The sequence below is a fragment of the Streptomyces sp. NBC_00464 genome (genome assembly GCF_036013915.1).
Classification (GTDB): Bacteria; Actinomycetota; Actinomycetes; order Streptomycetales; family Streptomycetaceae; genus Streptomyces.
The window spans coordinates 6,069,469-6,091,172 of the sequence record NZ_CP107899.1 but is presented as its reverse complement, the minus strand read 5'-3'; the positions used below and the strand labels follow the sequence as shown (position 1 = coordinate 6,091,172).

Here is a 21,704-nt window from a genome sequence, read left to right as displayed (position 1 = left end):
TCAGCCCACTTCTTCTCGTAACCGCAGTTCCCCGCTGCCCCTCCAACCTAATTGATCAGGGCGGCGGACGGGACAACGGCGGGCTGCGGCACGGCAGAAGCGTTCCGGCCGGGCACCCTGGGGGTGTCCGGCCGGTGAACAACTTCTACGGAGCCACGCGAGAGGTCAGATCTCGCCGCGGAGTTTGGCAAGGGCTTCGGCAAGGATGGCCTCGCCGTCCGCGTCACTGCGCCGCTCCCGCACGTACGCCAGATGCGTCTTGTACGGCTCGGTGCGCGGCGGATCGGGCGGGCTGTCCCGGTCCTGGCCGGCCGGGAATCCGCAGCGCGGGCAGTCCCAGGTCTCCGGTACCTGCGCGTCATGGGCGAAGCTCGGCTGCGTCTCGTGCCCGTTGGAGCACCAGAAGGAGATGCGGGCCCGTGGCGCGGACTCGCCGCGCTCGGCCTCCCCCATCGGCCCCGCTCCGACCCGGCTTCCCCGGATCGCGTTGCCACTTGCCACGGTCGTAACTCCCTGCGTGATGGTGCTCGAAGATGCCCCAGTCTACGTAAGGCCCAACGCGCGTCCAGTGGTTGGAGTTACACCCTCACCGGAATCGCGTACGACGGGTCAGTTGTCCAGCTTGATGAGCAGACCAAGCACCACGATGCACGCGAACCAGGCCAGACCGACCACGACGGTGATCCGGTCGAGGTTGCGCTCGGCAACCGAGGAACCGCCGACGGAGGACTGCATTCCGCCACCGAACATGTCGGAAAGGCCGCCGCCCTTCCCCTTGTGCATCAGCACCAGCAGCATCAGCAGCAGGCTGAAGACGATCAGGGCGATCTCGAACCCCAAAATCACGGCTGGTCCCTACTTTCCGGAATTCCTGACTGCATGTGCGAACAACGGGGGCCGGGAGGCTGCCCTCCTGGCCCCCGCAAGGGTACGACGGATCCGCGCTAGCGCATACTCACTGGTCGCGGAAGCGGACGATCTTGACGAACTCGTCGGCGTCCAGTGCGGCGCCGCCGATCAGCGCGCCGTCCACATCGGGCTGCGCCATGATCGCGGCCACGTTGCCGGACTTCACCGAGCCGCCGTACTGGATACGGACCGCGTCGGCCAGCTCCTGCGAGTACAGCTCGGCGAGGCGGCCACGGATCGCACCGCAGACCTCCTGCGCGTCCTCGGGGGTGGCGACCTCGCCGGTGCCGATGGCCCAGACGGGCTCGTAGGCGATCACGATGGTCTCGGCCTGCTCGGCCGGGATGTCCTTCAGCCCGCCGTCGAGCTGCGCGAGGGTGTACGCGACCTGGTCACCGGCCTTGCGGATGTCCAGGCCCTCGCCGACGCAGAGGATCGGGGTCAGGCCGTACTTGAACGCGGCCTTCACCTTGGCGTTGCAGACCTCGTCGGTCTCCGCGTGGTACTGGCGGCGCTCGCTGTGGCCGACGGCGACGAAGGCGCACTTCAGCTTGGCGAGCATCGGGCCGGAGATCTCACCGGTGTACGCGCCGGAGTCGTGCGCCGAGATGTCCTGGGCGCCGTACTTGATCTTCAGCTTGTCGCCGTCGACCAGCGTCTGCACGGAACGCAGGTCGGTGAAGGGCGGCAGGACGGCGACCTCTACGGCGTCGTAGTCCTTGTCGGCCAGGGCGAAGGCGAGCTTCTGGACGTGGGCGATGGCCTCGAGGTGGTTGAGGTTCATCTTCCAGTTGCCCGCCATCAGCGGGGTGCGAGTGGTCATGAAAGGTCAGTCCTCCAGAGCGGCGAGGCCGGGAAGCGTCTTGCCCTCGAGGTATTCGAGGCTGGCGCCGCCACCGGTCGAGATGTGTCCGAACGCGTTCTCGTCGAAGCCCAGGATGCGGACCGCGGCGGCGGAGTCGCCACCGCCGACCACGCTGAAGCCCGAGGAGTCGACGAGGGCCTGGGCGACGGCCCGGGTGCCCTCGGCGAAATCGGGGTGCTCGAAGACGCCCATCGGGCCGTTCCAGAAGACGGTGGCCGCGTCGGCGAGCTTCGATGCGTAGAGCTTGTTGGTCTCCGGACCGTTGTCCAGCCCCATCTGGCCGGCCGGCATGGCGTCGGCGGCGACGGTGGTGGGGTTGGCCGGGGCCTTGGTCTTGAGGTCCGGGAACGCCGGGGCGACGACGACGTCGACGGGGAGCACGAACTCCACGCCCTTCTCCTCGGCGCGCTTGAGGTACTCCAGCACCACCGGGATCTGGTCCTCCTGCAGCAGCGAACTGCCGACCTCGTGGCCCTGGGCCTTGAGGAAGGTGTACGCCATGCCGCCGCCGATGAGGATGCGGTCGGCGCGCTCCAGCAGGTGGTCGATGACGCCGAGCTTGTCCGAGACCTTGGCGCCGCCGAGCACGACCGCGTAGGGGCGCTGCACGTCGTCGGTGAGCTTCTTCAGGACGCCGACCTCGGTGGCGATCAGGTCGCCCGCGGCGTGCGGCAGCCGGGCCGGGAGGTCGAAGACCGAGGCGTGCTTGCGGTGGACGGCTCCGAAGCCGTCACCCACGTACACATCGGCGAGCTCGGCCAGCTGGTCGGCGAAGGCGCCGCGCTCGGCGTCGTCCTTCGACGTCTCGCCGGCGTTGAAGCGGAGGTTCTCGATGACGGCGACCTGGCCGTCGGTGAGCGCGGCGACGGTGGCGCGGGCGGACTCGCCGACCGTGTCGGTCGCGAAGGCCACGTCGGTCCCGAGCAGCTCACCGAGGCGGGTGGCCGCGGGCGCCAGCGAGAACGCCGGGTCCGGGGCACCCTTCGGGCGGCCCAGGTGCGAGGCGACGACGACCCGGGCGCCGGCCTCGGCCAGCTTGCGCACGGTCGGCTCGACGGCGCGGATGCGGCCGTCGTCGGTGATGGTGGTCCCGCTGAGCGGCACGTTGAGGTCGGCGCGGACGAATACGCGCTTGCCGGTGACCCCTTCGGCGAGAAGTTCGTCGATCGTCTTCATCTGTCTGGACTCCTTGGAGGACGAGGGAGCATGCAGCGGGGCTCGAACGGCGCTACGTTGCGCTGTTCGAGCCCCGTGCTCACATCGAGGTGCCTGCCGATCCGAGGATCAGAGCTGGCCGCCGACGAAGACGGTCAGGTCGACGAGGCGGTTGGAGTAACCCCACTCGTTGTCGTACCAGCCGAGGATCTTCACCGTCGTGCCCTCCTGGACCATGGTCAGGGAGGAGTCGAAGGTGCAGGAAGACGGGTCGCTCACGATGTCCGAGGAAACGATCGGGTCCTCGGTGTACGTCAGGAAGCCCTTGAGGTCGCCGTCATCGGACGCCTTCTTGAACGCGGCGTTGACCTCGTCCTTGGTGACCTCGCGCTGCAGGGTCACGACGAGGTCGGTGGCGGAACCGGTCGGGACCGGGACACGCATCGCGATGCCGTCGAGCTTGCCCTTGAGCTGCGGCAGGACCAGGGCGGTGGCCTTGGCGGCACCCGTCGTGGTCGGGATGATGTTCTCCGCGGCGGCGCGGGCGCGACGCAGGTCGGAGTGCGGGAAGTCCAGGATCCGCTGGTCGTTCGTGTACGCGTGGACCGTCGTCATCAGGCCCTTGACGATGCCGAAGTTCTCGTCGAGAACCTTGGCCATCGGCGCCACACAGTTGGTGGTGCAGGAGGCGTTGGAGATGACGTGGTGGTTGGCCGCGTCGTACTTGTCCTGGTTGACGCCCATCACGATGGTGATGTCCTCGTCCTTGGCCGGAGCCGAGATGAGGACCTTCTTCGCGCCGCCCGCGATGTGCTTGGCGGCGTCGGCCTTCTTGGTGAAGATGCCGGTCGACTCGATGACGATGTCGACGCCCAGCTCACCCCAGGGGATGTCCGCCGGGTTGCGCTCCGAGAGCACCTTGATGGTGTGACCGTCGACGGTGATGGTGTCGGCGGTGTGGCTCACCTCTGCCTTGAGACGACCCAGAATGGTGTCGTACTTCAGCAGGTGGGCCGTGGTCGCAGTGTCACCCAGGTCGTTGACAGCCACGATCTCGATGTCCGCACCCTGCTCCAGCAGCGCGCGGAAGTAGTTACGACCGATGCGGCCAAAGCCGTTGATGCCTACGCGGATCGTCACGAACCGATCTCCTCGTTAGGTACGCCGGTTTTCGACGCCGGCGAGTTGTATGGGATGTCCCCGACCGCCTCCGACCCTACCTCTCCGAAGCCCTCGGGGTGACATCGAGCAGGGCCGTAGGAACGGCGGAGGCCCGTACTCCCCAGTAGGAGTACGGGCCTCCGGTTGTCCGGTCCCACTCGCTGCGACGATTACGCAGCGTCAACGCCCGCGGGTGCGCGGGGTGTTCCCGCCGCAGGTCGTCGGCAGGGGGTGCGCATCAGCCGACGAGGCCGTCGGCCAGCTCTTCGCTGAGGGTGGATTCCGTGCTCGGGATCCCCAGGTCCTGGGCCCGCTTGTCGGCCATCGCCAGGAGGCGGCGGATCCGGCCGGCGACGGCGTCCTTGGTCAGCGGCGGGTCGGCGAGGGCGCCCAGCTCCTCCAGGGAGGCCTGCTTGTGCTCCATGCGCAGCCGTCCGGCCGCCGCGAGGTGCTCGGGGACCTCCTCGCCGAGGATCTCCAGCGCGCGCCCCACCCGGGCGCCCGCCGCCACCGCGGCACGGGCGGACCGGCGCAGGTTCGCGTCGTCGAAGTTGGCGAGCCGGTTGGCGGTGGCGCGGACCTCGCGGCGCATCCGCCGCTCCTCCCAGGCCAGCACCGACTCATGGGCGCCGAGCCGGGTGAGCAGCGCGCCGATCGCGTCGCCGTCGCGGACGACGACGCGGTCCACGCCGCGCACCTCGCGGGCCTTCGCCGCGATGGAGAGCCTGCGGGCGGCGCCGACCAGCGCGAGCGCGGCCTCCGGGCCCGGGCAGGTCACCTCCAGCGAGGAGGAGCGGCCCGGCTCGGTGAGCGAGCCGTGGGCGAGGAAGGCCCCGCGCCAGGCGGCCTCCGCATCGCAGGTGGCCCCCGAGACCACCTGCGGGGGAAGACCGCGGATGGGACGGCCGCGGCCGTCCACCAGGCCCGTCTGCCGGGCCAGCTGGTCGCCGCCCGCCACCACCCGCACGACATAGCGCGAGCCGCGCCGCAGCCCGCCGGGTGCCATCACAATCAGCTCCGAGCTGTGCCCGAAGATCTCGAGAATGTCCCGCTTCAGCCGGCGCGCCGCCATCGCGGTGTCCAGCTCCGCCTCGATCACAATCCGGCCGCTCACCAGGTGCAGCCCACCCGCGAACCGAAGAATCGCCGAGACTTCTGCCTTCCTGCAGCAGGTCCGGGTTACGGGAAGCCGAGAGATTTCGTCCTTCACCGCTGGCGTCATCGCCATGGGCCGATCCTTCCATGCATCCGAAAAATACGGTCGTACGCGGCAGCCAACAGCTCCGGATCATGGATCGGAACGCCGTCGGGTGAGGCCACGGGCGCCAGCTCGACCGCGGCGCCGAGCCGTTTTGCGGCATCGGCGAGGGACTCGCGGTCGGGCACGGCGGCCTCGTCGGCCAACACCACGTCCAGGGCGAGTTTAGGGGCGTGTCGTCCCAAAACCTCCAAATGACGCTGCGGAGAGAAGCCATCTGTTTCACCGGGTTGCGGTGCGAGGTTCAGCGAGAGGACCTTCCGGGCCTTCGTTTCGATCAGCGCGTCCAGCAGATCGGGGACCAGTAGATGCGGAATGACCGACGAGAACCAGGAGCCGGGGCCGAGCACCACCCAGTCCGCGTCGAGGACCGCGGCGACCGCTTCGGGGACGGCCGGCGGGTCGTGCGGGACGACGTGCACGGACTGGACCTCGCCCGGGGTGAGCGCCACGGTCGCCTGGCCGCGCACCGTGTCCACCTGGTCCGGATGCTCCGGGTCATGGCCCTTCACGAGTGCCTGGAGCTCCAGCGGCACGGCGGACATCGGCAGCACCCGGCCGTGCGCGCCGAGGAGCTTGCCGACCAGGTCCAGGGCCTGCACGTGGTCGCCGAGCTGCTCCCACAGGGCGACGATCAGCAGATTGCCGACCGCGTGCTCGTGCAGGTCGCCCTTGGACTGGAAACGGTGCTGGATGACCTGGGCCCAGGTCTGGCCCCATTCGTCGTCGCCGCACAGCGCGGCCAGTGCCTTGCGCAGGTCTCCGGGCGGCAGGACGCCCAGCTCCTCGCGCAGCCGGCCGCTGGAGCCCCCGTCGTCGGCGACGGTGACCACGGCGGTCAGGTCGCCGGTGATCCGCCGCAGCGCGGTGAGCGAGGCGGACAGCCCCATACCGCCGCCGAGCGCGACGACCTTGGGCTGCGCGCCGCGCTTGCGGCCGGACAGCGCGGAGGTGGCCCTGCTCAGCCGGCGCAGCCGGAGGTTGCGACTGGTCACTCGCGCCCCATGTCCCGATGTACGAGCACGGTCTCGATCCCCTCGGTGGCGAGCCTGGCCGCCAGCTTCTCCGACATGGCGACGGAGCGGTGCTTGCCGCCGGTGCAGCCGACGGCGATGGTCACGTAGCGCTTGCCCTCACGGCGGTACCCCGCGGCGATGAGCTGGAGCAGCTCCGTGTACTGGTTGAGGAACTCCTTGGCGCCCGGCTGGTCGAAGACGTACGCGGACACCTCCTCGTTGAGCCCGGTGAAGGGGCGCAGCTCGGGGACCCAGTGCGGGTTGGGCAGGAAGCGGCAGTCCACCACCAGGTCGGCGTCGACGGGCAGGCCGTACTTGTAGCCGAAGGACATCACGGTGGCGCGGAGCTCCGGCTCCTCGTCGCCCGCGAACTGGGCGTCCATCTTGGCGCGCAGCTCGTGCACGTTGAGGCTGGAGGTGTCGATGACCAGGTCGGCGTCGCCGCGCAGCTCGCGCAGCAGATCGCGCTCGGCGGCGATCCCGTCGACGATGCGGCCGTCGCCCTGGAGGGGGTGCGGCCGGCGGACCGACTCGAAGCGGCGGACCAGCGCGTCGTCGGACGACTCCAGGAAGACGATCCGCCGGGTGACGCCCTTGGCCTCCAGATCGGCGAGGGACTCCCGCAGGTTGTCGAAGAAGCGGCGGCCCCGGACGTCGACGACGACGGCGATCCGTGCCACGTTGCCCTGCGAGCGGGCGCCGAGCTCCACCATGGTGGGGATCAGCGCGGGCGGCAGGTTGTCGACGACGAACCAGCCGAGGTCCTCCAGACACTTGGCCGCCGTACTGCGGCCGGCGCCCGACATTCCGGAGATGATCACCAGCTCGGGAATGGCCACCGTGCCGTCGCCCGTCTCGATCGAGGTGCCCGTACTCACGTCTGCTGCTCCGTCTGCTCGGTCTGTGCGGTCGTGCCCGTGTTCAAGCTCGTTCTCGGTCATGTCGTGCTGCCCCCGTCGTCCTCTTCAATGATCTCTCCTGTGGCCGTGTTCACGGCGGGCGTGGCCGGGGCGGCCGCGGCGAGGGCCACAGCCACTGATTCCGCCGTCCTGCGGCCTATCCCCGGAACCGCGCAGATCTCGTCGATTGTCGCCTGCCTCAGCTTCTTGACGGAGCCGAAATGCTTGATCAGCGCCTGTTTCCGGGTCTCTCCGAGTCCGGCTACCGCGTCCAGGGGGCTGGAGCGGATGCGCTTGGCCCGTTTGGCGCGCTGGTAGGTGATGGCGAAGCGGTGCGCCTCGTCACGGACGCGCTGGAGGAGGTAGAGGCCCTCGCTGGAGCGGGGCAGGACGACCGGGTCGTCGTCATCGGGCAGCCAGACCTCTTCGAGGCGCTTGGCGAGGCCGCAGACCGCGATGTCGTCGATCCCCAGCTCGTCCAGGGCCCGCTTGGCGGCGGCGACCTGAGGCTGCCCGCCGTCGACCACGAGGAGCTGCGGCGGGTAGGCGAACCGCTTGGGGCGGCCGTCGTCCTCACGGGGCTCAGCGGGTTCGGCAGGTTCGGCGGGTTGGGCGGGCACGGCGGGTGGCGCACCGGCCACGGCTTCGGCCGGGACGATGGCGGTGCCGTCAGCCGCGACGGTGCCGCCGGCGGGGACGGTGCCGTCAGCCGCGACGGTGCCGGTGCCGCCGGCCGGGGCGGTGCCTTCAGCCGGGACTGCTCCCGTGGCGGCTGGGCCCTCCTCCCACTCCCCCGTTCGCTCCTTCTCCTGGAGGTAGCGCCGGAAGCGCCGGCTGATCACCTCGTGCATCGAGCGGACGTCGTCCTGTCCCTCGAAGCCCTTGATCTGGAAGCGGCGGTATTCGCCCTTGCGGGCCAGGCCGTCCTCGAAGACCACCATCGACGCCACCACGTCGTCGCCCTGGAGGTGGGAGATGTCGAAGCACTCGATGCGCAGCGGGGCCGTGTCGAGGCCGAGGGCCTCGGCGATCTCCTCCAGGGCCCGGGAGCGGGTGGTCAGGTCGGATGCACGCTTGGTCTTGTGCAGCCCCAGGGCCTGCTGGGCGTTGCGCTGGACCGTGGTCATCAGGTCCTTCTTGTCGCCGCGCTGCGGGATCCGCAGGCTGACCTGGGAGCCCCGGCGGTCGGCCAGCCACTGGGAGACCGCCTCGGGGTCCTCGGGAAGGGCCGGGACGAGGACCTCCTTGGGGACGGAGTCGCCGGTCTCCTCGCCGTACAGCTGCTGGAGGGCGTGCTCGACGAGGCCGGAGGTGTCGACGTTCTCCACCTTGTCGGTGACCCAGCCGCGCTGGCCACGCACCCGGCCGCCCCGGACGTGGAAGATCTGGACGGCGGCCTCCAGCTCGTCCTCCGCGACGGCGATCAGGTCGGCGTCGGTGGCGTCGGCGAGCACGACGGCGCTCTTCTCCATGGCGCGCTTGAGCGCCTCCACGTCGTCACGCAGGCGTGCCGCGCGCTCGTACTCCATCTCCTCGGCCGCCGCCATCATGTCCTTCTCCAGGCGGCGGATGTACGTGCCGGTGCGGCCGGCCATGAAGTCGCAGAAGTCGTCCGCCAGTTCGCGGTGCTCCTCGGGGGTGACCCGGCCGACGCAGGGGGCCGAGCACTTGCCGATGTAGCCGAGGAGGCAGGGGCGGCCGGTCCTGGCGGCGTTCTTGAAGACGCCTGCGGAGCAGGTACGCACCGGGAAGACCCGGAGCATCAGGTCGACGGTCTCGCGGATCGCCCAGGCGTGCCCGTACGGACCGAAGTAGCGCACGCCCTTCTTCTTGGCGCCGCGCATGACCTGGACGCGCGGGAACTCCTCGTTGAGTGTGACCGCGAGGTACGGATAGCTCTTGTCGTCGCGGTACTTGACGTTGAACCGGGGGTCGAACTCCTTGATCCAGGAGTATTCGAGCTGGAGCGCCTCGACCTCCGTGGAGACGACGGTCCACTCCACGGACGCGGCGGTGGTCACCATCGTGCGCGTGCGCGGATGGAGGCCGGACAGGTCCTGGAAGTAGTTGGCCAGGCGCTGGCGCAGGCTCTTCGCCTTCCCGACGTAGATCACCCGGCGGTGTTCGTCGCGGAATTTGTAGACCCCCGGGGAGTCGGGGATCTGTCCCGGCTTGGGGCGGTAGCTGGAGGGGTCTGCCATGTCTCCCACCCTACTTGCGGGCAGTGACAGCACGGGGTGCTCATGGGTGGCGCCGCGCTCCGGGACACGGGGTGGGGTCACGTGTCCCGGAGCACGGGGTCATCGGGTCCGGAGGGCCTTCGCGGTCACCGGGTCGTGCGGCGGCCCCGGTGGCGCAGGGCGGTGACGCCGCAGAGGGCGAGCACGGCTACGGCGCCCGCCGCCGCTGCCGTGGAGGTCGCGGTCAGTGCGGTGCCCTCGGTCGTGCCCGAGGCGGCGTCGGCCGCGATGGCGGGCCCGGGACCTCCTGTGGCGGGCTTCGCGCCGGAGGGTCCGTAGCCGCCTGCCCGGCCCGCGCGGGCATAGCCGGAGCCGGGGAGCTTGTCCGCGTACGCGGCCCGTACCCGGGTGCGGTAGGCGGCCAGGGTGGTGCCGCCCGCGCCGACGGCATGGACGGCGTCCGTGTCCAGCGGGAGCACCCGGCCGCCCTTCTGGACGTACCAGGCGTCGATCTGTGGTTCCCGGAAGACGGTGCCGCCGGGCAGTTTGCGGGCACCGGCGGCCGTGTACCGGGTCTCGTCGTCGCCGGTGGCGATGTTCACCACCTGCCAGCTCCCGTCCTTGCCCGGCTCGGGAAGCGTCCACAGGGATGCCTTCTGCCCGTCCGACGAGACCGCCGTACTGGCCAGGTACTCCAGTGCGGCGACGGACGCGCCGGGTTCACCGGCGACGAAGTCCGCGGACAGGGTGCGCACGGGCACGGCCCCGCCCTCGATCCGCGGTGCGGCGGCCGCCCTGGTGACGGCCCCCTCACGGGCGAAGAACCGGGCCAGCGTGTCCAGGGTCGTGGCGTCGGTGGCCGCCTCGTGCGCCGCCGCCAGGGCCGCCGGGGTGGCCGAGGGCCCGGTGGCGGCGGCCGCCTGCGGGGCGACGGTCAGCAGGGCGGTGCCGGCCAGCACACCGCTCGCGGCGAGGGCGGTGGCGAAGGGGCGGGCGCCGCGCGCGACACGGGTGGCGGTTCGGGCCGGGGTACTGGTGGAGGTCATGCCGTCACGCCCCGATCCGGTAGAGCGAGTGGGTCCAGGAGAACTCACCGTTGTTCACGTACCAGGCGTGCGAGGCCCAGTTGTAGCGGTCGTTGGAGGGCCAGGGATCGCCCCAGTAGACCCAGCTGTTCGCGTCGTCGTACCCGTACAGGACGTGCATGTGGCCGCCGCCCGATGACCACTGGATGCGGGTCTCCACCGGCCGTCCGGCGGCTATCTCGGCCTGCACGGTCGGGTAGCGCAGCCAGCCGGTGACGTACGAGCCGGGGTTGACGCCGGCCCAGTACAGACCGTCCTGGACGTTGCCGAGCGAGGCCTGCGAGTTGGGGCACTCATAGCCCTGGGCCCGGCCGAAGGCGGCGTTGCAGAACTGGTTCTGGGTGTAGTTCCGGCCGAACCAGCCGGCGATGGTGTTGCCGGCGGCGGCCCAGCACCAGTTCGTCTTCTGCTGCGCCTGCATGCTGATGTTCAGCCGCTGGGCGGCTGCGAGGGTGCCCGACGCCGCGGAGGCGGCGTGGTGCTGATCGGCGGCGGTGGCGGTCGCCGTGGGTGCGGCGAGCAGTACGGCGGCGAGTACGGCTGTCACCGACAGCCGTACCGGCCGGATTCTTCGGTTGCGCATGGGGTTCCTCCCGGGGCGGGGGTGGGGATCCGAGGAGCGCGTCCGGACGCTGCCGAGGAGCATCAACCCGTTGTCGGGAGCGGGTCAACACGCTTCAATGCGGGGGAACATCGCGGTGTGAACGCCGGTGGCGGGTGTGTGAACGCTCCCCCCTGGCCACCTGCGGCCCCACACCCGTCGGCGCGGACCGGCCGTCGCCCGTCGTGAACGTTCACCTGGAGGACCCATGCAGCACACCGAGGCCGAACTGGCGCAGGTGCTGCACACCGGCCCGTTCCATCTGGCACTGCGCACCGCACTCTCGGTGCGCGGACTGCCGCTCCAGCGGGTGCAGCACCATCTGGCGCACCGGGGGGTCAAGGTCGGGGTGACCAGCCTCAGTTACTGGCAGCAGGGCGCCCGGCGTCCGCAGCGCCCCGAGTCCCTTCGGGCCGTGAAGGCGCTGGAGGAGGTGCTGGAGCTGCCGGGGAACTCCCTGCTCGGGCTGCTCGGGGCCGGGGAGTCCCGCACGGACGCCGACCGTCCGGCCGCCCGCTCGTACCGCTCGTTGATGGAGGCGTCCGGCGCGGTGGAGCGGCTGCTCGCGGCGATGGAGTCACCCGCGGACGGCGGGCTGCACACGGTGGGGCACCAGGAGCGGGTACGGATCGGGCCCGGCCGTCAGATGCAGTCCCGGACCTCGCAGCACGTCGTGCGCGCCCACCGCGACGGCATCGACCGCTATCTCGCCGTGTACCGCGGTGATCCGGGCTGCGATCCGGCGCGGGTCGGGGTGAGCGCCCGGGAGAACTGCCGGACGGGGCGGGTCCGCTGGGACGCCGAGACAGGGGTGCTGGTCGCGGAGCTGCTCTTCGACACCCGGCTGCGGGCGGGCGAGACGTACCTCTTCGGCTACGGCTTCGAGGACGGTACGGGAGGGCCGTGCGGCGAGTACGTCCGCGGCTTCAGCTTCGGCGGCGGGCAGTACGTGCTGCAGGTCCGGTTCGACGAGGAGGCGCTGCCTGTACGGTGCCGGCGATTCGCACAGGTCTCCGCGGGGGCACCGCGCGGGGGCCGGACCGATCTCACGCTCACGGGCCGGCACCGGACCGTACATCTGGTGGAACAGGGGGTACGGCCCGGCCTGGTCGGCATCGACTGGGACTGGGAGTGAGGCGGGCCCGCTGAGGGACCGGGTCAGGCGTCGGGGAGCCGGGGTGGGCGTCGGGAGCCGGGGTGGGCGCCCGGTCAGGCGTCGGGGCCCGCGATCAGTTTTCCGCCCTCGACCTTGACCGGGACGGAGGGCAGCGGCACGGTCGCGGGACCGTGGATGGCCTTGCCGGTCGTGGTGTCGAAGAGGCTGCCGTGGCAGGGGCAGTGCCCCTCGTTCCTCTCCACCTTGTCCAGCAGGCAGCCCGCGTGGGTGCACTGGGCGCTGAACGCCTTGTACTGCCCCTTGGCCGGGCAGCTGACGATGACGCGCTGCTCGCGGTAGAGCTTGGACTCGCCGACCGGGATCTCGTCGGGGGCGCCGAGCGTGACGGGCGCGGTAGGGGTAGGCGTCTGGGCGTGTCCGAGCTTCGATTCGGTCGAGCAGGCGGCCACTCCCAGCCCGGCGACGCCCGCGAGAGCGGCGCCCTTCAGCACGGTGCGGCGGGCGGTGGGCTGGCCGGACATGCGGTCTCCACGGGTCAGAGGGAAGCGGGGTGCCAGCGATGCCCGGGTGCCTGAGGCAGCGGAGGCATCGGTGACGTAACCGACGATACCGGCGGAGAGGAACGCTCCTGCGTCCGGGCCGGGCGGACCTGATCGTGCCTGGTCAGGGCGGAACGCGACGAGGTGGCGGCCCCTTCGGGAGGGGCCGCCACCTCGGGGCGGGCACGGTCCGTGCTGTCGGACCCCGGCCGCCGACGCGTCCGGTCAGGCCTTGCGGGCGCGGGTCGCCTTCTTGGCCGCGGGCTTCTTCGCCGCAGCCGCCCCGGCACCCTTGGCCGTCGTGCTCTTCGCGGTGGCGGTCCTGGCGGTGGCGGTCTTCGCCGTCGCCGTCTTCCGCGCGGGGGCGGACTTCGCGGCGACCGCCTTCTTCGCGGCCGTCTTCCGCGCCGGCTTGCGCGCCGCGGGCACGGCAGCCTCGCTCACCCGGTCCGCGTCCAGGATGCCCTGGAGGAACTTCCCGGTGTGGCTGGCGGGGACGCCGGCCACATACTCCGGGGTGCCCTCGGCGATGACCAGGCCGCCGCCGTTGCCACCCTCGGGTCCCATGTCGATGACCCAGTCGGCGGTCTTGATGACATCGAGGTTGTGCTCGATGACGATCACCGAGTTGCCCTTGTCGACCAGGCCGGAGAGCACCTTGATCAGCTTGGAGATGTCCTCGAAGTGCAGACCGGTGGTCGGCTCGTCCAGGACGTAGACCGTGCGTCCGGTGGAACGCTTCTGGAGCTCGCTGGCCAGCTTCACCCGCTGGGCCTCACCGCCGGAGAGCGTCGGTGCGGACTGGCCGAGCCTGACGTATCCCAGACCGACCTCGTTGAGCGTGCGCAGGTGGCGCGCGATGGTCGGGACGGCCTCGAAGAACTCCAGGCCCTCCTCGATCGGCATGTCCAGCACCTCGGCGATGGACTTGCCCTTGTAGTGGACCTCCAGGGTCTCCCGGTTGTAGCGCGCTCCGTGGCAGACCTCGCACGGGACGTACACGTCGGGAAGGAAGTTCATCTCGATCTTGATGGTGCCGTCGCCGGAGCAGTTCTCGCAGCGGCCGCCCTTCACGTTGAAGGAGAACCGGCCCGGCAGATAGCCGCGGACCTTGGCCTCCATCGTCTCCGCGAACAGCCGGCGGACGTGGTCGAAGACGCCGGTGTACGTCGCCGGGTTGGACCGGGGCGTACGGCCGATGGGCGACTGGTCGACGTGCACCACCTTGTCGACGAGGTCGTCGCCGTCGACCCGGGTGTGCCGGCCGGGCACCGACTTGGCGCCGTTCAGCTCACGGGCCAGGTGGGTGTAGAGGATGTCGTTGACCAGCGTCGACTTTCCGGAGCCGGAGACGCCGGTCACGGCGGTGAGCACGCCGAGCGGGAAGGAGACGTCGATGTCCTGGAGGTTGTTCTCCCGGGCTCCGTGGACCGTGAGCAGCCGCGAGGGGTCGACGGGGCGCCGGATCTCGGGCATCGCGATCGACTTCTTGCCGGTCAGGTACTGGCCGGTGATCGACTTGTCGTTGGCCAGCAGTTCCTTGAGCGATCCGGAGTGGACCACCTTGCCGCCGTGCTCACCGGCACCGGGGCCGATGTCGACGACCCAGTCGGCGACCTTGATGGTGTCCTCGTCGTGCTCGACGACGATGAGCGTGTTGCCCATGTCGCGGAGCCGGACCAGGGTCTCGATCAGCCGGTGGTTGTCGCGCTGGTGCAGTCCGATGGACGGCTCGTCCAGCACGTAGAGCACGCCGACCAGACCGGAGCCGATCTGGGTGGCGAGCCGGATGCGCTGCGCCTCGCCGCCGGACAGGGTGCCCGCCGCGCGGTTCAGCGAGAGGTAGTCGAGGCCGACGTCGACCAGGAACTTCAGCCGCTCGTTGACCTCCTTGAGCACCCGCTCGGCGATCTTCTTGTCGCGGGCGTTCAGCTTCATCCGGCCGAGGAACTCGGCGCACTCGCTGATGGACATCGCGGCGACCTGGGCGATGGACTTCTCCATCACCGTGACCGCCAGGACGATCGGCTTGAGCCGGGTGCCCTCACAGGTCGGGCAGGGCACCTCGCGCATGTAGCCCTCGAAGCGCTCCCTGCTGGAGTCGCTCTCGGCCTCGGAGTGACGCCGCTTGACGAACTGCACCGCTCCTTCGAAGGAGGGCGTGGTGTAGGCGCGCTCGCGGCCGTACCGGTTGCGGTAGCGGACCTCGGTCTGGATCTTGTGGCCGAAGAGAAGGGCCTTCTTGGCGCGCTGCGGCAGACCGGCCCAGGGGATGTCCGTACGGAATCCGAGGGCTTCGGCCAGTGCGTTGATCTGGCGGCCGAAGTACTCCTTGGTGTGGCCGTGCGACCAGGGGTGGATCGCGCCCTCGTCGAGGGACTTCTCCTCGTCCGGGATGATCAGCTCCGGGTCGACCTCCATCCGCGTACCGATACCCGTGCAGTCGGGGCAGGCACCGAAGGGCGAGTTGAAGGAGAAGGAGCGCGGCTCCAGCTCCTCGAAGGAAAGGTCGTCGTACGGGCAGTAGAGGTGCTCGGAGTACATCCGCTCGCGCTCGGGGTCGTCCTCGGGGAGGTCGACGAAGTCGAGCACGACCATGCCGCCGGAGAGGCCGAGCGCGGTCTCGACCGAGTCGGTCAGCCGGCGCTTGGCGCTGTCCTTCACCGTGAGGCGGTCGATGACCACCTCGATGGTGTGCTTCTCCTGCTTCTTGAGCGTGGGCGGCTCGGAGAGCTGGATGGTCTCACCGTCGACCCTGGCCCTGCTGTACCCCTTGGTCTGCAGATCGGCGAAGAGGTCGACGAACTCCCCCTTGCGCTCACGCACCAGCGGCGAGAGCACCTGGAAGCGGCTGCCCTCGGGCAGGCCGAGGACCTTGTCCACGATGGCCTGCGGCGACTGGCGCGAAATGGGACGCCGGCACTCGGGGCAGTGCGGCTTGCCGATCCTGGCGAAGAGCAGCCGGAGGTAGTCGTAGACCTCCGTGATCGTGCCGACCGTCGAGCGCGGGTTGCGCGAGGTCGACTTCTGGTCGATGGAGACGGCGGGCGACAGGCCCTCGATGAAGTCGACGTCCGGCTTGTCCATCTGGCCGAGGAACTGCCGGGCGTACGAGGAGAGCGACTCCACGTAGCGCCGCTGCCCCTCGGCGAAGATCGTGTCGAACGCGAGCGACGACTTGCCCGACCCGGAGAGCCCGGTGAAGACGATGAGGGAGTCGCGGGGAAGGTCGAGCGAGACGTTCTTGAGGTTGTGCTCGCGAGCGCCACGGACGATGAGACGGTCGGCCACGCCGGTCCGCACCTTTCTAGAGAGAAGCGGGGGAACTGAGCCCCTGCCCCAGGGTATGGGGGGTGCCACAGCGATGTACGAAGCTTTCGGCTCCGAGCGTATAGCACGCACATTCGATTTACGGACGGCTGATGACTCCTTCACCCGAATGAGTGGCGGGGCTAGGCTCGACCCCATGACTGATCATGTGCACGACCTGGCCGCACTGCGTGAAGCGACCGACCGACTGCTCAGCGCCACGGAGAAACTGGACGACGCGGCACTTGCCGAACCGTCGCGCCTCCCGGGCTGGAGCCGGGGTCATGTCGTCGCGCACCTCTCACGTAACGCCGACGCGCTCGTAAATGTTCTCCAGGGCCGGCCCATGTACGCAGACAGCGAAACCCGCGACCGCGACATCGAGCGCGACGCGCCCCGGCCACAGGCCGAGCAGCTCGCCGACCTGGCCGCGAGCGCGGCCGGCTTCATGGACGCCGCCGCGGCCCCGGCCGACTGGTCACGCACCGTCGCGATGCGCAACGGCGTGACGGACTCCGCGTCCCGGATCCCCTTCCGCCGCCGCGGCGAGGTCGAGCTGCACCACGTCGACCTGGGGATCGGCTACGAGCTGGAGGACCTGCCGGACGAGTTCACCGCCCGGGAGATCGACTTCCTGGCCGAGCGCTTCGCCGGGCACCCGGCGGTCGTCCCGACGGGCTTGGCCGACGACACGGGTCGCACCTGGACGACCGGCGGCGGCGCGGAGGGCGGGTCCGTCGCGGTCCGCGGTACGGCGTCCGAGCTGCTCGGCTGGCTCAGCGGGCGGCGCGACGGGTCCGCCCTGACCGTCGAGGGCGGAACCCTTCCCGCGCTGCCCCCGCTATAGGCTGAGAGGCATGACGTACAGCGGAACGGTCAAGGTCGGCGGGCGTGCGGACGTACACGAGTTGACGGATCTGATGATCTCCAAGGTCGCCGTCGGCCCGATGAACAACAACGCCTATCTGCTGCGCTGCCGGGCCACCGGCGAGCAGCTCCTGATCGACGCGGCCAACGAGGCCGGGACCCTGCTGCAGCTGATCGGTGACGACTCGATCGCCTCGGTCGTCACCACACACCGGCACGGAGACCACTGGCAGGCGCTGGACGAGGTGGTGGCGGCCACCGGGGCGCGTACGTACGCCGGGCGGTTCGACGCCGAGGGGATCCCGGTCCCGACGGATGTGCTCGTCGAGGACGGCGACACGATCCGGGTCGGGCAGGTCGCACTGACCGCCCGCCATCTGACCGGCCACACCCCGGGCTCGATCGCGCTCGTCTACGACGACCCGCACGGCGCTCCGCACCTGTTCACCGGGGACTGCCTCTTCCCGGGCGGGCTCGGCAACACGTTCAAGGACCCCGAGGCGTTCGCGAGCCTGCTGCACGACGTGGAGACCAGGCTCTTCGATCCGCTGCCCGACGAGACCTGGGTCTACCCGGGCCATGGACACGACACCACTCTGGGCGACGAGCGTCCGCACCTGCCGGAGTGGCGCGCCCGGGGCTGGTGACGAGGCGGCGGGGGGACGGGCACGCGATCCGCGCCCGTCCCCCCGCCCTCCGCTCAGCTGTCAGGCGTGTCAGGCGTCGATGTCGGCGCCCTTCTCCGCGGAGTCCTCGGTCTTCCCGGCCTGCGCCGCGGCCTCGGCATCGGCCGTCTTCTTGTTGGCGATCAGACTGGTGATCGTGGTGATCACCAGCACGCCGCAGATGACGCCGAGCGAGACCGGGATGGAGATCTCGGGGACGTTCACCCCGGACTCGTGCAGGGCGTGCAGCACCAGCTTGATGCCGATGAAGCCGAGGATCACCGAGAGCCCGTAGCTGAGGTGGACCAGCTTCTTGAGCAGGCCGCCGATCAGGAAGTACAGCTGTCGCAGCCCCATCAGCGCGAAGGCGTTGGCGGTGAACACGATGTACGGGTCCTGGGTCAGGCCGAAGATCGCGGGGATGGAGTCCAGCGCGAACAGCACATCGGTGGTGCCGATGGCGAGCATGACGACCATCAGGGGCGTCAGGACGCGCTTGCCGTTGTTGCGGATGAAGAGCTTGGTGCCGTGGTAGCGGTCGGCGACTCCGAAGCGACGCTCGATGTTCTTGAGGAGGCGGTTCTCCTCGAACTCCTCTTCCTCCTCGTCGGCCCGTGCCTCCTGGATCAGCTTCCAGGCGGTGTAGATCAGGAACGCGCCGAAGATGTAGAAGACCCACGAGAAGTTGGCGATGACCGCGGCACCGGCGGCGATGAAGATCGCCCTCAGCACCAGCGCGATCAGCACGCCGACGAGCAGCACCCGCTGCTGGAGGTGGGAGGGAACCGAGAACTTCGCCATGATCAGCACGAAGACGAAGAGATTGTCGACGCTCAGTGATTTCTCGGTGATGAAGCCGGCGAAGAACTCACCCGAGGCCTGGCTCTCACCGAACACGAGCAGGCCGAGTCCGAAGAGTGCGGCCAGAGCGATCCAGACGATCGTCCAGATTCCGGCTTCCTTGGTCGACACGTCATGGGGCTTGCGCCCGATGAAGAAGTCGACGGCGATGAGGGCGCTCAGACCAAGAATGGTCAGCGCCCAGAGGGTCCATGAAACGTCCACTGCGCCTCCGGCAGTTCGCTACGGCTACTGATCAGCGTCGTCGCTGCCGGAGGTCTCTTCCACCCGGGCGCACGGGATGCGTGCCTGGGCCGGCGCCCCGGGACCGGTCACGGTCCGTACTGACGGGAACGCCGCGACGGGAGTACTCCCCTCCGCCCAAAGAACAGTACAGGGAATACCAAGGAAAGGTAAAGAGAAGGGTAAAGAATCCCCAAAGTGCCAGGTCGGAGCGGGCGTTGAGTGAAGTCGAACCGAGTGCTGAAGAGTGGCCGGGTCAGCGGTGCCCGGTGCGGCGCGCGGCGGCCACCCGGTCCAGCACCTGTTCCAGGACGCGGCTGCCGGGCGGGGTCCTGAGCGGCTCGTACGTCCATGCGTGACCGACCCAGGGGTCGGCCAGATGGTCGTCGGCGACCGGGGTGACGCGGAGCAGGGAACGCCACAGCGGGTCGAGCACCGGACCGTACGCCGAGGCGTCCTCCCGGTCCGCGACCATCAGGAGGTGCACCCCGACGGAGGGCCCCTCGTCGGCGAGATAGCGCAGCTGGGTGACGGCACGGTCGTCGAAGCCGTGCGGGAAGTCGTTGACGATCAGCAGCTGCTCGGCCGGGTCCAGGTCGGGCGGCAGCGAGTCCGCGGCCCCCGCCCTGAGCGCCATCTGCACCAGGTCGACGCGTCGGGTGAGCCGGGCGAGGACCGAGGACACTCCCCCGGGCCCGGACGCGGGCGGGCTCGCGAGCACCCCGGCACCGACCAGCGGGGCCAGGGACGCGGCGGCGGAACCTGCCGGGTCGATGACGTGGACCGAGAACTCGTTCGGCGGATAGACGGCGAGCATCCGTGCCGCGTGCAGTACGGCGCTCTCCATGGCCAGCCGGCGCAGCTGGGCCGAATCGGTCATCGCGGCGGCCTCGGACGCCGTGCGCCCGCTGTCGATCCACATGCCGCGCTCCAGCGGCAGCCGGACAAGCAGCGGAATCTTCACCCCGGCGCTCTCCGGCAGGTGGAGGTCACCGATCCGCAGAGCCATGGGGATCTCCATCGGAACGCGGTAGGCGTGCCAGACAGGGTTGTCCCAGCCCGCGTACGCGGCGGGGAGCGCGGGCTCCACCACGGCGGCCTCGGCGGCGAGCTGGGCGAGGTCGCGGTCCAGTACCTCGCGGGCCCGGCCGGTCAGCTCGTCGCGCTTGGCGCGGGCCTGCTCGCGGGCCCGGTCGCCCGCACCGCCGATCCGGCTGCGCGGATCGGACAGGGCCCGCTCCAGCTCCTGGTCCATCCGGGACTCGGCGAAGTCGACGGCGCTGCGGTACGCGGCCGTGGCCCGGGCCAGGTCCTCGAACATGCCCCAGATCTGGTTGTAGAGGCGCTCGTCCATGGACCAGCCGGTCGCGTCCCCGGCCACGGGCGTCGCGGGCCTGCCGGGCTCTGCCGGTGGTGCCTCGGGCGGGGGCGGTGGAGGGGCCGTGGCCTGGCGACGCGGGTGGGCGTAGTCGATGGGGCCCCCTGCGGAGGGGGTGGCGGGTACAACCGGGGTGGCCGGCTGGGAGGGCTCGTCCGGGAGGCCGGGCTGCGGGACGGCGTGGGGCCGGCCGCCGCCCCCGGACGACACCGGACCCCCGGCGTGCCTGACCCGGTCGCCCTCGGGGGTGCGGGGCGGGGGCGGGGCCACCGAGCGGGCCAGACCGCGGGCGACCGCTTCCTGGATCGAGCGCGCCAGTTCGGCCGCCCCGCCCACGCCTTGGTCGGCGAGCAGCGCGGCGAGACCGCCCGCGTAGCCCTGGCCGACCGCGCGCACCTTCCAGACCCCCTGTCTGCGGTAGAGCTCCAGGGCTGCGACCGCGGACTCGGTGTCCAGGCCCGTCAGGGTGAAGGTGGCGATCTCCGTGCCGTCGAGTCCGGTGACCGCGACGAAGGGCGAGGCCACGGCGCCGAACCGGGTCGGGCCGCCCGCCTCCAGCGGCAGCGCCAGCAGCACCGTGACGCGGTGCACCGCCTCGGGCAGGGCGCCGAGGTCGACGGCGAGCCGGTGCTCGGCCGCTGCCTGCCTGGACACCTCGAGGCCCGGCAGCTGCGGCGATCCGGGGTGGGCTATCCACTCGACGCCGTGCACCGTGCCGCGCTCGTCCCCGAGCGTGGCACCGGCCACCACGGGTGCGCCGGCCGAAACCCGGATCTCCAGACGGGTCTGGGGCAAGGCGTGGTTCTGCCCCCGGACCAGCTCGGCCGTCATTGCCCTGTCCCCTCGACGAGTTGCTGTTGCGCGATGCGGTGTTATGCGTGGTGCGATGCGGTGCAGCTCCCGGCGGCCGATGCCGCCGGGAGCTGCGCGTACCGCTGCGGACCGTGGGTCCGGCGCTGCCTACAGGTGCGGCAGGATCGCCGGGAGGAGGTCCTGGAAGGTGCGGCCGTTGGCCGGGTTGCCGATGGCGGTCATCTGCCACCCGCTCCCCGAACGGTGCACCTTCGCCATGATCTGGGCGGTGTACTGCCCGCCGCCGTTCAGCGTGTAGCGGGCAAGCTCCTGGCCGTTGGTCTCGTCCACGATGCGGCAGAAGGCGTTCTGCACCTCCTGGAACGTCTGGCCGGTGAAGGAGTTCACCGTGAAGACGATCTGGTCGATGTGGACCGGCACCCGCTGGAGGTCGACCAGGATCGCCTCGTCGTCGCCGCCCGCGCCGACGCCGCCGACCAGGTTGTCCCCGGTGTGCCTGAGCGAACCGTCTTTGCTGACGAGTTGGTTGAAGTAGACGACGTCGACCGCCTGCTTGTCGGCGAACAGGACCGCCGAGGCGTCCAGATCGATCTCCCGAGTGCGCGAGCCGAACAGACCGCGGCGCGGAGCCGCCTGCCAGCCGAGCCCCATCCGTACCGCGGTCAGGACCCCCCCGTCGCTCTTCTGCAGGCTGATGGCCTGACCCTTGGTCATATTGACCGTCACGCGCTGTCCCCTCTCCGCTGTCCCCGCAACCGTCCTTGCGCGGTCTTCCAGCACCCTACGCAGTCACGCCTGTGGCGC

The 21,704-nt window shown here is 70.4% G+C and carries 19 protein-coding genes; 3 read left to right on the top strand and 16 right to left on the bottom strand.

All coding sequences use genetic code 11. From position 1 onward, the window contains the following. Positions 1 to 165 precede the first annotated feature (165 nt). The 11 genes from OG912_RS27380 to OG912_RS27330 all read right to left on the bottom strand — a co-directional run bounded on the left by OG912_RS27380 (position 166) and on the right by OG912_RS27330 (position 11,111). Entirely contained in the window at positions 166 to 501 is a 336-nt protein-coding gene (locus OG912_RS27380; RefSeq protein ID WP_078622699.1) for an RNA polymerase-binding protein RbpA, read from the bottom strand. 108 nt (positions 502 to 609) lie between these two features. Next, entirely contained in the window at positions 610 to 846 is a 237-nt protein-coding gene (secG, locus tag OG912_RS27375) for a preprotein translocase subunit SecG (RefSeq protein ID WP_143618920.1), read from the bottom strand. Positions 847 to 955: 109 nt separating this feature from the next. Then, positions 956 to 1,732 carry a triose-phosphate isomerase gene (gene tpiA, locus OG912_RS27370; RefSeq protein ID WP_327711672.1) on the bottom strand — a complete coding sequence of 259 codons (777 nt, stop codon included), beginning with the start codon at positions 1,730 to 1,732 and terminating at the stop codon, positions 956 to 958. A gap of 6 nt (positions 1,733 to 1,738) precedes the next feature. Continuing rightward, positions 1,739 to 2,950 (bottom strand): phosphoglycerate kinase, encoded by a 1,212-nt coding sequence (locus OG912_RS27365; protein ID WP_327711671.1) that lies wholly within the window; start codon positions 2,948 to 2,950, stop codon positions 1,739 to 1,741. A 108-nt stretch (positions 2,951 to 3,058) separates the two neighbouring features. Beyond that, positions 3,059 to 4,069, bottom strand: coding sequence for a type I glyceraldehyde-3-phosphate dehydrogenase (gene gap, locus OG912_RS27360; RefSeq protein WP_326735564.1), 1,011 nt, complete (start codon positions 4,067 to 4,069; stop codon positions 3,059 to 3,061). 259 nt (positions 4,070 to 4,328) lie between these two features. After that, the gene (gene whiA / locus OG912_RS27355) at positions 4,329 to 5,318 is read right to left on the bottom strand and encodes a DNA-binding protein WhiA (protein ID WP_024494235.1); all 990 of its coding nucleotides are present in this window, start codon (positions 5,316 to 5,318) and stop codon (positions 4,329 to 4,331) included. After that, positions 5,309 to 6,343: a gluconeogenesis factor YvcK family protein gene (locus OG912_RS27350; protein WP_326735565.1), complete on the bottom strand. Its 1,035-nt coding sequence runs from the start codon at positions 6,341 to 6,343 to the stop codon at positions 5,309 to 5,311. The genes whiA and OG912_RS27350 overlap by 10 nt, the downstream gene beginning before the upstream one ends. After that, positions 6,340 to 7,305, bottom strand: coding sequence for an RNase adapter RapZ (gene rapZ, locus OG912_RS27345; RefSeq protein WP_327711670.1), 966 nt, complete (start codon positions 7,303 to 7,305; stop codon positions 6,340 to 6,342). Before rapZ ends, OG912_RS27350 begins: the two co-directional genes overlap by 4 nt. Then, entirely contained in the window at positions 7,302 to 9,464 is a 2,163-nt protein-coding gene (gene uvrC, locus OG912_RS27340) for an excinuclease ABC subunit UvrC (RefSeq protein ID WP_327711669.1), read from the bottom strand. The genes rapZ and uvrC overlap by 4 nt, the downstream gene beginning before the upstream one ends. 125 nt (positions 9,465 to 9,589) lie before the next feature. Continuing rightward, the gene (locus OG912_RS27335) at positions 9,590 to 10,489 is read right to left on the bottom strand and encodes a hypothetical protein (RefSeq protein WP_327711668.1); all 900 of its coding nucleotides are present in this window, start codon (positions 10,487 to 10,489) and stop codon (positions 9,590 to 9,592) included. A 4-nt stretch (positions 10,490 to 10,493) separates the two neighbouring features. Continuing rightward, a complete protein-coding gene (locus OG912_RS27330; protein ID WP_327711667.1) occupies positions 10,494 to 11,111 on the bottom strand; it encodes a papain-like cysteine protease family protein in 618 nt (205 codons plus the stop codon). A gap of 226 nt (positions 11,112 to 11,337) precedes the next feature. On the opposite strand from OG912_RS27330, the gene OG912_RS27325 reads away from it, so the two are divergent. Continuing rightward, on the top strand, positions 11,338 to 12,264 hold the full coding sequence (locus OG912_RS27325) for a hypothetical protein (RefSeq protein ID WP_327711666.1): 927 nt from the start codon (positions 11,338 to 11,340) through the stop codon (positions 12,262 to 12,264). A gap of 74 nt (positions 12,265 to 12,338) precedes the next feature. Here the strand turns inward: OG912_RS27325 and OG912_RS27320 are convergent, their stop codons facing one another. After that, positions 12,339 to 12,767 carry a Rieske (2Fe-2S) protein gene (locus OG912_RS27320; protein ID WP_327711665.1) on the bottom strand — a complete coding sequence of 143 codons (429 nt, stop codon included), beginning with the start codon at positions 12,765 to 12,767 and terminating at the stop codon, positions 12,339 to 12,341. Positions 12,768 to 13,010: 243 nt separating this feature from the next. Next, positions 13,011 to 16,076: an excinuclease ABC subunit UvrA gene (uvrA, locus tag OG912_RS27315; protein WP_327711664.1), complete on the bottom strand. Its 3,066-nt coding sequence runs from the start codon at positions 16,074 to 16,076 to the stop codon at positions 13,011 to 13,013. 175 nt (positions 16,077 to 16,251) lie between these two features. Here uvrA and OG912_RS27310 point away from each other — a divergent pair, with 175 nt between their 5' ends. Both OG912_RS27310 and OG912_RS27305 read left to right on the top strand, forming a co-directional pair. Further along, the gene (locus tag OG912_RS27310; RefSeq protein WP_327711663.1) at positions 16,252 to 16,941 is read left to right on the top strand and encodes a maleylpyruvate isomerase family mycothiol-dependent enzyme; all 690 of its coding nucleotides are present in this window, start codon (positions 16,252 to 16,254) and stop codon (positions 16,939 to 16,941) included. A 10-nt stretch (positions 16,942 to 16,951) separates the two neighbouring features. Then, positions 16,952 to 17,608, top strand: a complete 657-nt coding sequence (locus tag OG912_RS27305) for an MBL fold metallo-hydrolase (protein WP_327711662.1) — start codon at positions 16,952 to 16,954, stop codon at positions 17,606 to 17,608. Positions 17,609 to 17,677: 69 nt separating this feature from the next. Here OG912_RS27305 and OG912_RS27300 read toward each other — a convergent pair whose 3' ends face one another. The 3 genes from OG912_RS27300 to OG912_RS27290 form a co-directional block, all read right to left on the bottom strand. Next, positions 17,678 to 18,691: a TerC family protein gene (locus tag OG912_RS27300; protein ID WP_327711661.1), complete on the bottom strand. Its 1,014-nt coding sequence runs from the start codon at positions 18,689 to 18,691 to the stop codon at positions 17,678 to 17,680. A gap of 274 nt (positions 18,692 to 18,965) precedes the next feature. Then, positions 18,966 to 20,918, bottom strand: coding sequence for a TerD family protein (locus tag OG912_RS27295; protein WP_327711660.1), 1,953 nt, complete (start codon positions 20,916 to 20,918; stop codon positions 18,966 to 18,968). A gap of 129 nt (positions 20,919 to 21,047) precedes the next feature. Continuing rightward, positions 21,048 to 21,626: a TerD family protein gene (locus tag OG912_RS27290; protein WP_326735576.1), complete on the bottom strand. Its 579-nt coding sequence runs from the start codon at positions 21,624 to 21,626 to the stop codon at positions 21,048 to 21,050. Positions 21,627 to 21,704: the final 78 nt, after the last annotated feature.

Bases quoted from the DNA above. Each gene is read 5' to 3' on its own strand.
- tpiA (WP_327711672.1), bottom strand. From the start codon at position 1,732: ATGACCACTCGCACCCCGCTGATGGCGGGCAACTGGAAGATGAACCTC.
- OG912_RS27365 (WP_327711671.1), bottom strand. From the start codon at position 2,950: ATGAAGACGATCGACGAACTTCTCGCCGAAGGGGTCACCGGCAAGCGC.
- whiA (WP_024494235.1), bottom strand. From the start codon at position 5,318: ATGGCGATGACGCCAGCGGTGAAGGACGAAATCTCTCGGCTTCCCGTA.
- rapZ (WP_327711670.1), bottom strand. From the start codon at position 7,305: ATGACCGAGAACGAGCTTGAACACGGGCACGACCGCACAGACCGAGCA.
- uvrC (WP_327711669.1), bottom strand. From the start codon at position 9,464: ATGGCAGACCCCTCCAGCTACCGCCCCAAGCCGGGACAGATCCCCGAC.
- OG912_RS27335 (WP_327711668.1), bottom strand. From the start codon at position 10,489: ATGACCTCCACCAGTACCCCGGCCCGAACCGCCACCCGTGTCGCGCGC.
- OG912_RS27330 (WP_327711667.1), bottom strand. From the start codon at position 11,111: ATGCGCAACCGAAGAATCCGGCCGGTACGGCTGTCGGTGACAGCCGTA.
- OG912_RS27325 (WP_327711666.1), top strand. From the start codon at position 11,338: ATGCAGCACACCGAGGCCGAACTGGCGCAGGTGCTGCACACCGGCCCG.
- OG912_RS27320 (WP_327711665.1), bottom strand. From the start codon at position 12,767: ATGTCCGGCCAGCCCACCGCCCGCCGCACCGTGCTGAAGGGCGCCGCT.
- OG912_RS27310 (WP_327711663.1), top strand. From the start codon at position 16,252: ATGACTGATCATGTGCACGACCTGGCCGCACTGCGTGAAGCGACCGAC.
- OG912_RS27305 (WP_327711662.1), top strand. From the start codon at position 16,952: ATGACGTACAGCGGAACGGTCAAGGTCGGCGGGCGTGCGGACGTACAC.
- OG912_RS27295 (WP_327711660.1), bottom strand. From the start codon at position 20,918: ATGACGGCCGAGCTGGTCCGGGGGCAGAACCACGCCTTGCCCCAGACC.